The sequence below is a fragment of the Bacillus sp. NPDC094077 genome (assembly GCF_050279465.1).
GTDB lineage: Bacteria > Bacillota > Bacilli > Bacillales > Bacillaceae_G > Bacillus_A.
On the sequence record NZ_JBNNUF010000008.1, the window covers coordinates 171,495 to 183,818 of the forward strand.

Below are 12,324 nucleotides of genomic sequence, written 5' to 3' on the forward strand. Positions count from 1 at the left end.
CTGTTAGCAATTTTCTTTTAATTATTAAACCAAACTTCGTTTAATAATTTAACCAACGTTTCAATTTTATTTTCCGGAATACTACCGAAACCGAGTAATACGTGAGATTCTTTGCGTAAATCATTTACAAAATCATATGGAGAAAGTGGATATAACTTAATACTTTGTTTCTTAGCTGATTCAATAAGTTCTTGTTCATTCATATTGTTATGGATACGTAGAACAATATGAAGACCTGATTGTTCGCCAAGAATTTGAACATTCGTACCCATTTCTTTCATAATGGATTTTACTAATGTATGATGTTTTCTTTTATATAATGTACGACTCCGGTTAATATGACGCTCCCAATTTCCACTTTGTATAAAGTTAGCAAAAGCAAGTTGTTGTATAGTAGATACTGTTTGTTTAAAAATACCTTGCAACTCTTGATAGGTTTTTAAAAGATGTGGTGGCAAAACAATATATCCCATTCGTAAAGAAGGTAAAAAGGATTTTGAGAAGGTCCCCATATAAATAACACGTTCATTTGAGTCAAGGCTTTGTAAAGAAGGAATTGGTTTACCAGCGTAGCGAAACTCCCCATCATAGTCATCTTCAATAATGTATCCATCGCGATCATTGGCCCATTTTAACAATTCCAATCTTCTAGATAAAGGCATAATCATTCCAAGTGGAAATTGGTGTGATGGTGTAACGTATGCGACATTGGAATTTGTATTGTATAAGCTAGAAATATGAATCCCTTTTTCGTCTAATGGAATGAGATGAATTTGTTGATTGCAGCTTTTAACAATTGCATGTATACGGTGAAAGCCGGGGTTTTCAATCCCGTACTCTTTTGTAGGACCAAGTAGTTGAAGTAGTAGCCAAAGAAGGGGCTGAGTACCAGCTCCGATTACAATTTGATCAGGTGAAGAATGTACTCCGCGCGCATGATATAAATAATTTGAAATATGCTCTCGAAGAATAAATTCGCCTTGTGGGTCTTCTTTGGTAAATAAAGCATTTTCGTATTTTAGTAGTGCTTCTTGTAATGCTCTTTTCCAGTTTGTAATTGGAAAGGCAGTTTGATCAATAAGACCTTGGCTACAATCATATTCATATTGTTCATTTAATAAATTGTTAGCTTCCCTTGCTACAATTAATTTTTTATTTGGAATAACGTCAATATCAACATCTGCAACAAAAATACCACGTTTCGGTTTGCTTTCTACATAACCTTCAGCTAATAATTGTTGATAAGCTGATTCGACTGTAATACGACTAATATTAAGGTGTGATGCTAAATTTCTGTGTGAGGGGAGACGCGTGCCAACAGAAATAGTCCCTTGTATAATTTCATGTTTTATATATTCGTAAATTTGTAAGTAAATAGGTGTGTTACTTTCTATTTGCAATGGGATAGTAAAATCCATGTTATGAACTCTCCTTTAAAACTGGCCTTATAAAAAATAATTAAACTGTCACTTAAGTGAAGGGCAGATGCTCTCTATAATAATGATATAACATTTAGAAAATTATACAAATAGTTAGGGGAGAGTTCAAATGAATGTGAAAGAAGTAGTAGCAGAAGAACAATTACATGAAGTATTACCTGTTTTACAGCAATTACGAACGAAGCTTTCAAAAGAGGAAGCGAGCTCTTTATTTCGAAAAATGAAAGAAGATAATTATAAACTATTTTCGTTACGTAATGAAGATGATGAAGTTGTTAGCCTTGCCGGTGTAGCAATTTGTACAAACTTTTATAATAAGAAGCACGTTTTCGTATATGACCTTGTAACAGCAGAAGCGCATCGTTCAAAAGGATATGGGAATGTATTACTTTCATATATAGAGAACTGGGGAACGGAAAATGGGTGTGAGTCTATCGCTCTTACATCAGCGTTTCCTAGATTGGATGCCCACCGTTTTTATGAAAGAGAAGGGTATGATAAGGTGAGTTTTTCTTTTCATAAAGAATTATAAATAAAAAGAAGCTGTCCCAAAAGAGTTGGGAACAGCTTCTTTTTATTTGAAAAGTTATTATAGATAACCGGGTAGATTTTATTGAACTGTTAATAGGATGTGAGTTACGATATATGTATTTGAAAAGGTTATATAGTGTATTTTGTCGAATTTTTTTTATAAATAATAAAGAGAATGATTGGAGCGCTTATACTTGGAGAAAATAAAGAAACTATCAATCCCTAATGATGCTAGAGTTATCGTGATATCTGATATTCATGGAGAATTAAATCTTTTAAAAGAATTACTACATAAAGTTAACTTTAATGATGAAGATTATTTAATTATTAACGGAGACCTTTGTGAGAAAGGAAGCGATAGCATCGGCGTAGTAAACTATGTAATGGATCTTGTGGAGAATAATTTAAATGTTCACGTTGTTGAAGGGAATTGTGAAGTTTTAGTTGATGCTCTTATTAATGAAAATTCTCGTCTCATTCATTATTTATGTACGAGAAAGCGTTCGATTTTTAATGAGTGGTTAGAGAAATTGCATTTTTCTATTCATGAAGATACTTCCATTGGAGAAGTGAAGGAAGTGTTAATGAGTCAATTTTCAAAAGAAATAAAGTGGCTAACAGAGCTGCCAACAGCGATTGAAACAGAAGATTATATTTTTGTACATGCTGGACTTGAAGATAGAGTAGATTGGAAAGAAACCGAGCGCAAAAATGCGATAGCAATGCCAGAGTTTTATAATAAATCACATAGAGCAAATAAGTATGTAGTAGTTGGTCATTGGCCTGTTGTGAACTATTCTGAAGAAGCGCCTTCTAACAATCCAGTTATTGATAAGAAGAAAAAAATTATTGCAATTGACGGCGGAAATGCAATTAAAGAGGCAGGGCAATTAAATGCATTTATTATTCAGAGGGCAACTACAGGTGATACGTTTTTTTATACATATGTAGACAATTTTTCAGAGTATGAAGTAATAGCAGATTTTAATGCGGATATAGAAATGCTGGGTGGGGTTACTTATCCGTATTATTACATTGAGCCTGTGGAGATGATGCGAGATTATACAATATGCAGGCAAAAGGAAACGAATAAGGTACTCTCTGTGAAAAACGAATACATTAAGCAACTTGAGTCAGGTGAATACACGGTGAAAACCGATATTTCTTGTGCGCAAGTAAGCGTTAGAAAAGGGGATATTGTTTCACTTATTGATGGTAGCTGTGCGGGCTATGACTTAATCAAGAAAGATGGGGTAGAAGGTTGGATAGAGAAAGGAATAATACTAGAAATGAATAAGAATGAAAGTAAAATATTTAACTGAAATAGGAGGGATGTAACCTCCTATTTTTTATTAACTGTATTACGATCACGTACCTCATCTAGTTTTTTCCGAAGTTCTGTTTCTAAATTAAATTCAAAAAAATTGGCTAACTTACATAAATAAGCTAAACAATCTGCAAGTTCTTTTCCTAGATTTTCGCGTATTTCAGCTTTTGCTATTATGTAGGATTCATCTTCTGACACTCCGTTTTGTTTTAGTTGTTCAGTTTTGTAAATGAGTGCACGAAATTCTTCCGCTATTTCCGCTACTTCCGTTGTTAATAACATATGGGTAAATAGAAGAAAATCCTTACTATCCTGATAGTTATTCCTTTTATTGTTATGATTCCAGTTCATGTCCTCTTGAAAACGTTGATACATTTTTTGAACTTGTTCCATAATAGATTGCCTCCTCAAATATGCTGAAATTAAAGATTAGAAGCTTTTCTTTTCATAAATATTGGGTGCCAAATAACAAAATTATACAATATAATAAATGATATTTGTTTTGATTTTTCAGAAAAAATATTATAATTATATATGAAATAAAGAGGGATGTAGGAGGGAATTATGCAAAACGTTATATTAAAGGGGAAAAAAGTTACAATTCGTACAATTGAAGAATCGGATATAAAAACATTATGGAGCCTCGTATTTAAAGAAGAAAATCCAGAATGGAAGAAATGGGACGCACCGTATTTTCCGTTTACAATGCAAGAATACTCGTCCTATAAAGAGATGATGCAAACTCGTTTAAAAGAAGAACCGCTATCAAATTTAATTATAGAAAATAACGGTCAGATTATAGGGACAGTCGGATTTTATTGGGAGCATAAACTGACGCGTTGGTTGGAGATGGGAATTGTTATTTATAATCCAACATACTGGAATGGTGGCTACGGTACAGAAGCATTAACATTATATAGGGACTTACTATTTGAAAATATGGAGATTGGTAGAGTAGGGCTCACAACTTGGTCTGGTAATGAACGAATGATGAAAGTAGCGGAGAAAATAGGAATGAGCTTAGAAGGTAGAATGCGAAAATGCCGATATTATAACGGAACATACTACGATTCTATTCGAATGGGAATGATTCGTGAAGAATGGGAAGCGCTATATGTAACGAAGGGGTGAGGAAGCGTGTACGCTATTATTGCTACATTTGATAGTGTGTTTACTAATAAAATTAGAGAATTGCAAAATGAACTAACAGATATAATAGGATCAAATCAATTAGCTGGAATAGAACCCCATATTACAATTGCTGATTATAATGAGTTAGATGTTAATTTATATACTGAAAAATTAAAGGATTTTGTAGTTACTCAAGAGAATTTTACTGCTGTAAATTTTCCGTTAGTTGGAACTTTTCCAACTAACGGAACGATCTTTCTAGCACCGACCATTACCTATGGATTATTAAGATTTCATCACTCCTATCATGATTATTTTAAAACCTTTCATGATCATCCAATGTCATATTATGTACCGGGAAAATGGGTTCCACATTGCACGATTGCTAAAGGGTTAAATGCAAATCAGTTTTTAAGTGTAATGGAGTATATATATGAAAAGTTTGATGTTACAACAGCTTCGATTGAGAAGTTAAAATTAATTAAGGTGAATTGTGGGAATGCTTCTGCGGTTTCTTCTAGTATATTAGCAGAATATAATTTAAAGAGAATGGAGACAACGAGATGACATATGTAATTAGAGAAATGAAGCAAGAAGATATACATGCTGTACAATCAGTAGCGAAAATAGCTTGGCATGATACATACGAAGGAATTATTCCGAGAGAGATTCAAGATAGCTTTTTAGATGAAGCATATTCTGATGAGAAAATGAAATATCGTCTTAAAAATACACATTTATTCGTTGCGGAAGAAGAGGGAGAAGTAATAGGATTTGCGAATTTTTCACCTGTTAGACTGCAAAACGAAGCAGAATTAGGTGCGATTTATTTGTTACCCGATCAGCAAGGGAAAGGAATAGGAAGTGCTTTATTACAAAGAGGGATTAAGGCATTAAAAGGGATCCGGAAACTGTACATACATGTAGAAGCAGCAAATGAAAAAGGAAAACGCTTTTATGAAGCGAAAGGTTTTGCGACCCTAGAGCAATTTGAAGAAGATTTTGAAGGACATATGATGCAGACAGTAAGGATGGTTTTATACATATAAGGAGGACTTGAAATGCAAATATTTGATTTTAGTGAAAAAGTGGGAAAGCACATATCAGTATTTCAATCAAATTTCATTATGTCGAAAATATTAAAGTTTCAAGAGAATATACATATAGGTGCTATGCATTTACAAGCGAATGGAATTATTGGATATCATGAAGCAGTTATATCGCAACTGCTTCTTATTGTGGATGGCGAAGGATATGTATGCGGGGCAGATAAAGAAAAAGTGAAAGTAGAAGCTGGACAAGCGGTATTTTGGGAAAAGGGGGAGTTTCATGAAACGAGTACGGAGAATGGGTTAATGGCAATTGTTATGGAAGCAGAGAATTTTGAACAAGCGATATTGATGCCTATGCATGATGGGGGTTGTGAAAAATGATAGAAAAGGCGAATCAAGAAGATACAAATGAAATATTAAAATATGCAGCTCAATCGCTTTTGGAAGGGACGAAGGGGAGTTGTCAGTTAAGTACGGAAAAAGCAATTGAAATTACAAAGCCATTAGTAGAAAAGGGAGCATACTATTTAGTCATTAAAGAAGAAAATAAAGTAATGGGATGGATATTAATAGGGGAAAATGTAGACTATTTTTCTCGTGAAAAACTTGGATTTATATATGAGCTGTACGTTTTCCCGGAATATCGCGGGAGAGGATTATCGCGAGAACTTATGGAAGCTGGTATTAAGAAATTGAAGGAGAAATATTCGGAGATTCGTTTGAACGTATTTGCTGGGAATTTTGCAAAAGAGATGTACGAAGATTTTGGGTTTGTTGAAAGACAGGTAATTATGACTTTGAAGTGAGAAAATATTTCAAGCTGGAATAGCACAATATGTTAAAAAGCCGATTTTAAATCGGCTTTTAATTATCGATACATCGTCCACATCCCAATATCTTTAAACCCTAATCGTTTATAAATTCGTCCAGCAGCTGGGTTGTTATAAAATAAGCAAAGCGTTCGGCCTTCTTTCGTAAAGTCTTGAATCATTTTTTGTAATATGAGCGAAGCGTATCCGCTCCCGCGATAATTTGGGTGTGTACAAACGCCAACGACCATAGCGGATAATGAGTTTTCAGCAGAAGTAGAGGCGGATGCGATGATTGCATCATCTTTTTCAATATAATATGTACGTCCTGTATTTGTTTCGATAGCTTGCCTTAACATTTTTTCTGATTCATTAGCAGACGGAAATTCAGCGATGTTACTTCGTAATTGCATAACTCGCCCTATATCATCTAGCGAGGCAAGTTTAATTGTTTCAAGAATAGGTGTGTTAGGTAAGTTATTGTCATCGAGACATTCACAAAAATACATTTCATTTTTGGCACCTAGTTGTATACGTGGAGCAGTTTCAAACCTTTCTACAATAGTTGACTTACCAGAGAGTTTAAGCGGCTTATATGCTGAAAGAAGTGCCTCATAGTCAGAGGCTGCAAACTCTTCTTTACTATACGGTATAAATGTATCGTGGAAGCGGAGTAAAATCGATTTTAACGTTCCGTTCTCTTTGAATGCTCCCCATAATTCTTGAAAGTCCGTTTCGTAACCGAAAGATTCTATATCTCCAATAATAAACAAGTTAAGGGCTGCTTCTTCTTTTAGAAAAGAGAATACTTGCTCATGATCTTTCTTTGTTAATTTTCGTATCATAACGAATCGACCTCTTTTTTTATTTTTCTAAATATTACAACTTATATTTTTTGAAATCAATATAAAATTTTATGTTTAGTTCACAAACTTTCGGAAAAACTAGGAAAGATATGACAAAGGAGGTTATGAACGGTGGATCATCCAATTCAAGGGTTAATGAAGGCAGCAATGGAAAATTTAAAAGAAATGGTTGATGTAAATACGATTGTTGGAGAGCCTGTTCAAACGGCTGACGGTGGTGTAGTGTTAACGGTTTCTAAAGTAGCATTCGGTTTTGGAGCAGGAGGTTCTGATTTCCAGACGAATGATGGTCAAAGAGCGAACGGTAACCCTGCATTTGGTGGCGGTAGCGCGGGTGGTGTTTCCATTACACCAGTAGCATTTCTTGTGGTGAATAAAGATGGGGTAAATATTCTTCATTTACAAAATGCGACACATTTAGCAGAAAAAATGATTGAATTAGCTCCACAAACAATTGATAAAATTCAATCGATGTTCCAAAAAGATGAAAAGAAAGAGGGAAATCATCACCCTCAAAACCCAGATGAAATCCTTTAAAAACACCTGCTTATGAGCAGGTGTTTTTTCTTGTAATCAGTATGTAATAAAACACATGAAATTGTAAATAGTTTTTGAAGTTTTTTCTATGTTTCTAAAATTTTTCATGTTAAAATATGCTATAGAATTGAAACATACAAAACGAAGGTGGCTAGGTGCTTTGTCTGGAGGATCTGACCAAGTAAAGAATATGATATATATTAATGGTAATCGTCGGGGTCATTGTTTTATTACATCAGGAATTACGTTTAAAGAGTTTGCAAGTAACATCCCTTCACCGCTTCATCAAGTGTTGCTTTTGAAGCATAACTTTGAATGGACGGATTTTCACTATCATACTTTATTTGAATATGTTGAGGAAGAAAATATACATAAGTTAATTCAAGCAGAGATTGATGAATTTGATGAATTTTGTTGGGTAGATTTTGATGATGCAAGCGATTTAGATGAATTAGAGTCAAAAGAAATTGCAGAACTTTTATATTTGGCTCACAAAAAAGAACCACTTGCAAGAACATTCTTTCCGTTATTGAAAAATAGATTTGTTTATTTTTCACATGATGACGGGTGGTACAACAAAGTGTATTACCGTAGAATTGCTGACTTTGTAGGAATGTTAAGTAAAGTCATTCCTTATAAACTCGGTGCTTTCGGTAAGAAACGTTTTTCTTTCTTCCAAAAATCAAAAATTTTCCCAGCAATTTCAAAAGAAGTGGTTATGGGACTTGTTCCATTAATGGAAGATGGTCTTTATATCGATTTAGCAGGGAAAATTGAGTCAAGAAGAGGTCTTGAAATTCCGGTATATGTAGTGGGTTCGTATGAAAGTACGGATGAGGTACTAGATAATATTGATGAATTGAAGGAAGAAGCAACAGAAACTGGTTGGCTCATTTTTGATAAGAAAGAACAAGAGTGGCAATGGGTTGTTGACTAAGAAAACTTGGCGCATGAAGTCAAGTTTTCTTGTCATTTGAAAGGAGAACAAATGAAGAAATATTATACAATTGTGGGTATTGTAAGTATTATTCTCGTGGCAATATTACTTATTACTTGTCCGAAAGAATCAGATTTTAATTTGTATGTAGAGGATAAGTATGCGTTGAAATGCGATGAGAGTAGTTTTGAATGCACGCAAAATGTAGATGGTAAAAAAGAAAAGCTACAATTTGAAAGTACAAATGCACGAGATGGTGTATTCTTTATGACTGTAAAGCAAACATTTAAAACAGAAGCTGGTATTACGAAAGAATATAGCGGAGTAGGAATGTTTGGTACATTTCTTTTTGTTTCAGAGAAGACTTTCTAGTAATAGAAGGTCTTTTTTTTATGCTTACGTTCATATAGATGAAGTAAGACAAGCATAGGAGGGATAGTGATGAAGAATACATGTATTGTTTGTGGCGGTGAGGAGTTTTTTTCCTCGACGTTATATGCACGTACGAAACAAGATTGGGCATATGCACCAAACATGTATCGATTTGAAAAAGTGTTTATTGAGCATCGGGATGAAGAGAATTATCCAGTTTTTCAAGAAATTACAGCGAAACATTGTTGTGGATGCGGTCATATTATGTTGTATCATGAATGAACACACCAAGTATAACTTGGTGTGTTTTTTTAAAATGCTGACAAAGCAAGCGGATAAAGTAAAGTAAATAACACAGAAAAACTACCAAAACCAATTGCTGTATATCCAAGGGTTCTCGATCCGAAATTAACAGCTAATAAGCCAACTAAAATCGCAAGAGAGCCGAGTGTAACTGGATAAAAAGCAATTGAGAATAACGAAAGAAATAATGCGGCATAGCCGATCATTGCACCGGTATTTGTACCTTCTATTTCATTTGCAATTTCTTTACGCTCATGTATTATTGGAATGCCAGCTGGAGATATTTCAGCCGCATACTCTTCGTTTTTTTCACCACTTTTAAAATGATGATTTCTCTTTCTTCGCATGTACATCCCTCTCTTTCAATTGGGTGTATCTATAGTATCTTTCATAAAGAAAAGAACATGAGTATGAGTTAAACCCAAGTAAAGCAAAAATTGGAGAAAATATATCCCGTTGTTATCCTGTTCATCTCCTTATGAAGACAAACAGGAATTTTGGAAAATGATGTAGAATGAAATGAATGATAATACGTGAAGGTAGGGGAATGTATGACGGAATTTAATTGGCATGAATCAGCAGAGAAGAAGTGGGATAGTAGTGCAGAGTTTTGGAATCAAAATAGTCAGGAAATGTGGGACAGTGGAAGTAGGAGTACAATTATTCCATTTTTTGAACAGTACGTGGAGAAAGAAGCTCAAGTGCTCGATGTTGGCTGTGGTGATGGATACGGTACATATAAATTAAGTCGCGCGGGTTATAAAGCAGTTGGAGTAGATATATCAGAAGTTATGATTCAAAAAGGTAAGGACCGTGGTGAAGGTCCAAATTTATCTTTTGTGAAAGGAGATCTTTCTTCATTACCGTTTGAAAATGAACAATTTGAAGCGGTTATGGCGATCAACTCTTTAGAATGGACTGAGAGCCCGTTACAAGCATTAAATGAAATGAAACGTGTTTTAAAGAAAGATGGATATGCATGCATCGCCATTTTAGGACCGACAGCAAAGCCTCGAGAGAACAGTTATCCTCGTTTATATGGAAAAAACGTTGTATGCAATACGATGATGCCTTGGGAATTTGAACAGTTAGCGAAAGAACAAGGATTTGATGCTGTAGATGGCATAGGAGTATATAAGCGCGGAGTAAATGAAAAGATGATTGGTCAATTACCGACAGAGTTACAACAAGCATTAACATTTTTATGGGTATTTATGTTAAGGCGTGTATAAAGAAACCGAAGAATTTTTAGGAGGGAAATAAGTGCAGAAAATACAAAAAACTGATACAATATCATCAGAACCAATTAAAGGGGGACTAGGGTATATGACAACTACTACAACAGTTAAATCCGATATTGAAATCGCACAAGAAGCAAGTATGAAGAAGATTCAAGAAATTGCAGCTGATTTAAACATTTTAGAAGATGAATTAGAGCCATATGGGCATTATAAAGGTAAGTTATCTCTTGATATTTTTAAGCGCTTACAAGATGAGAAAGACGGTAAAGTTGTTTTAGTAACAGCGATTAACCCAACTCCAGCTGGAGAAGGTAAATCAACAGTAACAGTTGGTTTAGGCCAAGCTTTTACTAAAATTGGTAAGAAAACAGTAATTGCGCTTCGCGAACCATCTCTTGGACCAACAATGGGATTAAAAGGTGGAGCAGCAGGTGGTGGTTTTTCACAAGTAGTACCAATGGAAGATATTAACCTTCACTTTACTGGAGATATTCATGCGATTACAACTGCTAATAACGCATTAGCGGCGTTTATTGATAATCATATCCAACAAGGAAACACACTTGGAATTGATACGCGTAAAATCGTTTGGAAACGCTGTGTAGATTTAAATGATCGTGCCCTTCGTAACGTAGTAATTGGTCTTGGTGGACCAGTTCAAGGTGTACCACGTGAAGATGGTTTTGATATTACAGTAGCATCTGAAATTATGGCCGTATTCTGCCTTGCAACAGATATTCAAGACTTAAAAGCACGTCTATCTCGCATCGTAGTTGCTTATAACTTTGCAAATCAACCTGTAACGGTTAAAGATTTAGGCGTAGAAGGTGCGTTAACATTACTATTAAAAGACGCATTAAAACCGAACTTAGTTCAAACGTTAGAAAATACACCAGCTATCATTCATGGCGGGCCATTTGCGAATATCGCTCACGGTTGTAACAGTGTTATCGCTACAACAATGGCAGCAAAATTAGGTGATTATGTTATTACAGAAGCTGGATTTGGTGCAGATTTAGGCGCAGAGAAGTTTTTAGATATTAAAGCTCGTGCAGCTGGCATTAAACCAGAAGCAGTTGTTATTGTTGCGACTATTCGTGCGCTTAAAATGCATGGCGGCGTAGCAAAAGATCAATTAAAAGAAGAAAATGTAGATGCATTAGCAAAAGGTATGGAAAACTTACAGAAGCATGTTGAAACAATTCAAAGCTTCGGTGTACCTTTCGTAATTGCAATTAATAAATTTATTACAGATACAGATGCAGAAGTTACATACTTACAAGAATGGTGCAATGAGCGTGGCTATGCAGTATCCTTAACAGAAGTTTGGGAGAAAGGTGGCCAAGGTGGAGTTGACCTTGCTGAAAAAGTACTAAAAGAGATCGAAAAAGGTGAGAATAACTACGCACCACTTTATGAATTAGAATTACCTTTAGAAGAAAAAATTCGTACAATTGCTCAAAAAGTGTACGGCGCAAAAGATATTGAATTTGCTCCGAAAGCGCGCAAGCAATTAGCTCAATTTGAAGGAGAAGGTTGGAGTAACCTACCGATATGTATGGCGAAAACACAATACTCTCTTTCTGATGATGCAACAAAATTAGGTCGCCCATCTGATTTTATCGTTACAATTCGTGAATTAAAACCATCTATTGGTGCAGGATTTATCGTTGCGTTAACAGGTACAATGTTAACAATGCCGGGTCTTCCAAAACAACCAGCAGCACTGCAAATGGATGTAAATGAAGATGGAAAAGCAGTAGGTTTATTCTAAAAGGT

General features: G+C 34.9%; 17 protein-coding genes. 13 read left to right on the forward strand and 4 right to left on the reverse strand.

Features of this window, described 5'->3' with window-relative positions:
- Nucleotides 1-17: 17 nt before the first annotated feature.
- A complete protein-coding gene (locus tag ACQKNR_RS19610) occupies nt 18-1,418 on the reverse strand; it encodes a PLP-dependent aminotransferase family protein (protein ID WP_427319804.1) in 1,401 nt (466 codons plus the stop codon).
- A 130-nt stretch (nt 1,419-1,548) separates the two neighbouring features.
- Between ACQKNR_RS19610 and ACQKNR_RS19615 the strand changes: the two genes are divergently transcribed.
- Both ACQKNR_RS19615 and ACQKNR_RS19620 read left to right on the forward strand, forming a co-directional pair.
- Nucleotides 1,549-1,971 carry a GNAT family N-acetyltransferase gene (locus ACQKNR_RS19615; RefSeq protein ID WP_427319806.1) on the forward strand — a complete coding sequence of 141 codons (423 nt, stop codon included), beginning with the start codon at nt 1,549-1,551 and terminating at the stop codon, nt 1,969-1,971.
- A 193-nt stretch (nt 1,972-2,164) separates the two neighbouring features.
- Entirely contained in the window at nt 2,165-3,292 is a 1,128-nt protein-coding gene (locus tag ACQKNR_RS19620; protein WP_427319808.1) for a metallophosphoesterase, read from the forward strand.
- A gap of 20 nt (nt 3,293-3,312) precedes the next feature.
- On the opposite strand, the gene ACQKNR_RS19625 is transcribed toward ACQKNR_RS19620, so the two are convergent.
- On the reverse strand, nt 3,313-3,690 hold the full coding sequence (locus tag ACQKNR_RS19625) for a MazG-like family protein (RefSeq protein ID WP_427319810.1): 378 nt from the start codon (nt 3,688-3,690) through the stop codon (nt 3,313-3,315).
- Between the two features lie 171 nt (nt 3,691-3,861).
- Here ACQKNR_RS19625 and ACQKNR_RS19630 point away from each other — a divergent pair, with 171 nt between their 5' ends.
- The 5 genes from ACQKNR_RS19630 to ACQKNR_RS19650 are packed head-to-tail and all read left to right on the forward strand — an operon-like array spanning nt 3,862 to nt 6,286.
- Nucleotides 3,862-4,428: a GNAT family N-acetyltransferase gene (locus tag ACQKNR_RS19630; protein ID WP_427319812.1), complete on the forward strand. Its 567-nt coding sequence runs from the start codon at nt 3,862-3,864 to the stop codon at nt 4,426-4,428.
- Between the two features lie 6 nt (nt 4,429-4,434).
- Nucleotides 4,435-4,995, forward strand: coding sequence for a 2'-5' RNA ligase family protein (locus ACQKNR_RS19635; RefSeq protein ID WP_427319814.1), 561 nt, complete (start codon nt 4,435-4,437; stop codon nt 4,993-4,995).
- Nucleotides 4,992-5,477 carry an N-acetyltransferase family protein gene (locus ACQKNR_RS19640; RefSeq protein ID WP_427319816.1) on the forward strand — a complete coding sequence of 162 codons (486 nt, stop codon included), beginning with the start codon at nt 4,992-4,994 and terminating at the stop codon, nt 5,475-5,477. Before ACQKNR_RS19635 ends, ACQKNR_RS19640 begins: the two co-directional genes overlap by 4 nt.
- A gap of 12 nt (nt 5,478-5,489) precedes the next feature.
- Nucleotides 5,490-5,861, forward strand: coding sequence for a cupin (locus tag ACQKNR_RS19645; RefSeq protein WP_427319818.1), 372 nt, complete (start codon nt 5,490-5,492; stop codon nt 5,859-5,861).
- Nucleotides 5,858-6,286 carry an N-acetyltransferase family protein gene (locus tag ACQKNR_RS19650; protein ID WP_427319820.1) on the forward strand — a complete coding sequence of 143 codons (429 nt, stop codon included), beginning with the start codon at nt 5,858-5,860 and terminating at the stop codon, nt 6,284-6,286. Before ACQKNR_RS19645 ends, ACQKNR_RS19650 begins: the two co-directional genes overlap by 4 nt.
- A 62-nt stretch (nt 6,287-6,348) precedes the next feature.
- Here the strand turns inward: ACQKNR_RS19650 and ACQKNR_RS19655 are convergent, their stop codons facing one another.
- The gene (locus tag ACQKNR_RS19655) at nt 6,349-7,134 is read right to left on the reverse strand and encodes a GNAT family N-acetyltransferase (RefSeq protein WP_427319822.1); all 786 of its coding nucleotides are present in this window, start codon (nt 7,132-7,134) and stop codon (nt 6,349-6,351) included.
- Nucleotides 7,135-7,266: 132 nt separating this feature from the next.
- Between ACQKNR_RS19655 and ytfJ the strand changes: the two genes are divergently transcribed.
- The 4 genes from ytfJ (at nt 7,267) to ACQKNR_RS19675 (ending at nt 9,283) form a co-directional block, all read left to right on the forward strand.
- Nucleotides 7,267-7,692: a GerW family sporulation protein gene (gene ytfJ / locus ACQKNR_RS19660; protein ID WP_000349987.1), complete on the forward strand. Its 426-nt coding sequence runs from the start codon at nt 7,267-7,269 to the stop codon at nt 7,690-7,692.
- Between the two features lie 160 nt (nt 7,693-7,852).
- Nucleotides 7,853-8,629, forward strand: coding sequence for an oxalate:formate antiporter (locus tag ACQKNR_RS19665; protein ID WP_427319824.1), 777 nt, complete (start codon nt 7,853-7,855; stop codon nt 8,627-8,629).
- Between the two features lie 51 nt (nt 8,630-8,680).
- A complete protein-coding gene (locus ACQKNR_RS19670) occupies nt 8,681-9,001 on the forward strand; it encodes a hypothetical protein (protein ID WP_427319825.1) in 321 nt (106 codons plus the stop codon).
- A 69-nt stretch (nt 9,002-9,070) separates the two neighbouring features.
- Nucleotides 9,071-9,283, forward strand: a complete 213-nt coding sequence (locus ACQKNR_RS19675) for a hypothetical protein (RefSeq protein ID WP_000798747.1) — start codon at nt 9,071-9,073, stop codon at nt 9,281-9,283.
- Nucleotides 9,284-9,312: 29 nt separating this feature from the next.
- Here the strand turns inward: ACQKNR_RS19675 and ACQKNR_RS19680 are convergent, their stop codons facing one another.
- A complete protein-coding gene (locus tag ACQKNR_RS19680; protein ID WP_427319827.1) occupies nt 9,313-9,651 on the reverse strand; it encodes a permease in 339 nt (112 codons plus the stop codon).
- Nucleotides 9,652-9,855: 204 nt separating this feature from the next.
- On the opposite strand from ACQKNR_RS19680, the gene ACQKNR_RS19685 reads away from it, so the two are divergent.
- Both ACQKNR_RS19685 and ACQKNR_RS19690 read left to right on the forward strand, forming a co-directional pair.
- Entirely contained in the window at nt 9,856-10,536 is a 681-nt protein-coding gene (locus ACQKNR_RS19685; RefSeq protein WP_427319829.1) for a class I SAM-dependent methyltransferase, read from the forward strand.
- A gap of 94 nt (nt 10,537-10,630) precedes the next feature.
- Complete coding sequence (locus tag ACQKNR_RS19690) at nt 10,631-12,319, forward strand: formate--tetrahydrofolate ligase (RefSeq protein WP_427319919.1); 1,689 nt, start codon at nt 10,631-10,633, stop codon at nt 12,317-12,319.
- The last annotated feature ends 5 nt before the right edge of the window (nt 12,320-12,324 follow it).

Bases quoted from the DNA above. Each gene is read 5' to 3' on its own strand.
- ACQKNR_RS19655 (WP_427319822.1), bottom strand. From the start codon at position 7,134: ATGATACGAAAATTAACAAAGAAAGATCATGAGCAAGTATTCTCTTTT.
- ACQKNR_RS19625 (WP_427319810.1), bottom strand. From the start codon at position 3,690: ATGGAACAAGTTCAAAAAATGTATCAACGTTTTCAAGAGGACATGAAC.
- ACQKNR_RS19675 (WP_000798747.1), top strand. From the start codon at position 9,071: ATGAAGAATACATGTATTGTTTGTGGCGGTGAGGAGTTTTTTTCCTCG.
- ACQKNR_RS19645 (WP_427319818.1), top strand. From the start codon at position 5,490: ATGCAAATATTTGATTTTAGTGAAAAAGTGGGAAAGCACATATCAGTA.
- ACQKNR_RS19670 (WP_427319825.1), top strand. From the start codon at position 8,681: ATGAAGAAATATTATACAATTGTGGGTATTGTAAGTATTATTCTCGTG.
- ACQKNR_RS19650 (WP_427319820.1), top strand. From the start codon at position 5,858: ATGATAGAAAAGGCGAATCAAGAAGATACAAATGAAATATTAAAATAT.
- ACQKNR_RS19630 (WP_427319812.1), top strand. From the start codon at position 3,862: ATGCAAAACGTTATATTAAAGGGGAAAAAAGTTACAATTCGTACAATT.
- ACQKNR_RS19685 (WP_427319829.1), top strand. From the start codon at position 9,856: ATGACGGAATTTAATTGGCATGAATCAGCAGAGAAGAAGTGGGATAGT.
- ACQKNR_RS19610 (WP_427319804.1), bottom strand. From the start codon at position 1,418: ATGGATTTTACTATCCCATTGCAAATAGAAAGTAACACACCTATTTAC.
- ACQKNR_RS19690 (WP_427319919.1), top strand. From the start codon at position 10,631: ATGACAACTACTACAACAGTTAAATCCGATATTGAAATCGCACAAGAA.
- ACQKNR_RS19680 (WP_427319827.1), bottom strand. From the start codon at position 9,651: ATGCGAAGAAAGAGAAATCATCATTTTAAAAGTGGTGAAAAAAACGAA.
- ACQKNR_RS19615 (WP_427319806.1), top strand. From the start codon at position 1,549: ATGAATGTGAAAGAAGTAGTAGCAGAAGAACAATTACATGAAGTATTA.
- ACQKNR_RS19640 (WP_427319816.1), top strand. From the start codon at position 4,992: ATGACATATGTAATTAGAGAAATGAAGCAAGAAGATATACATGCTGTA.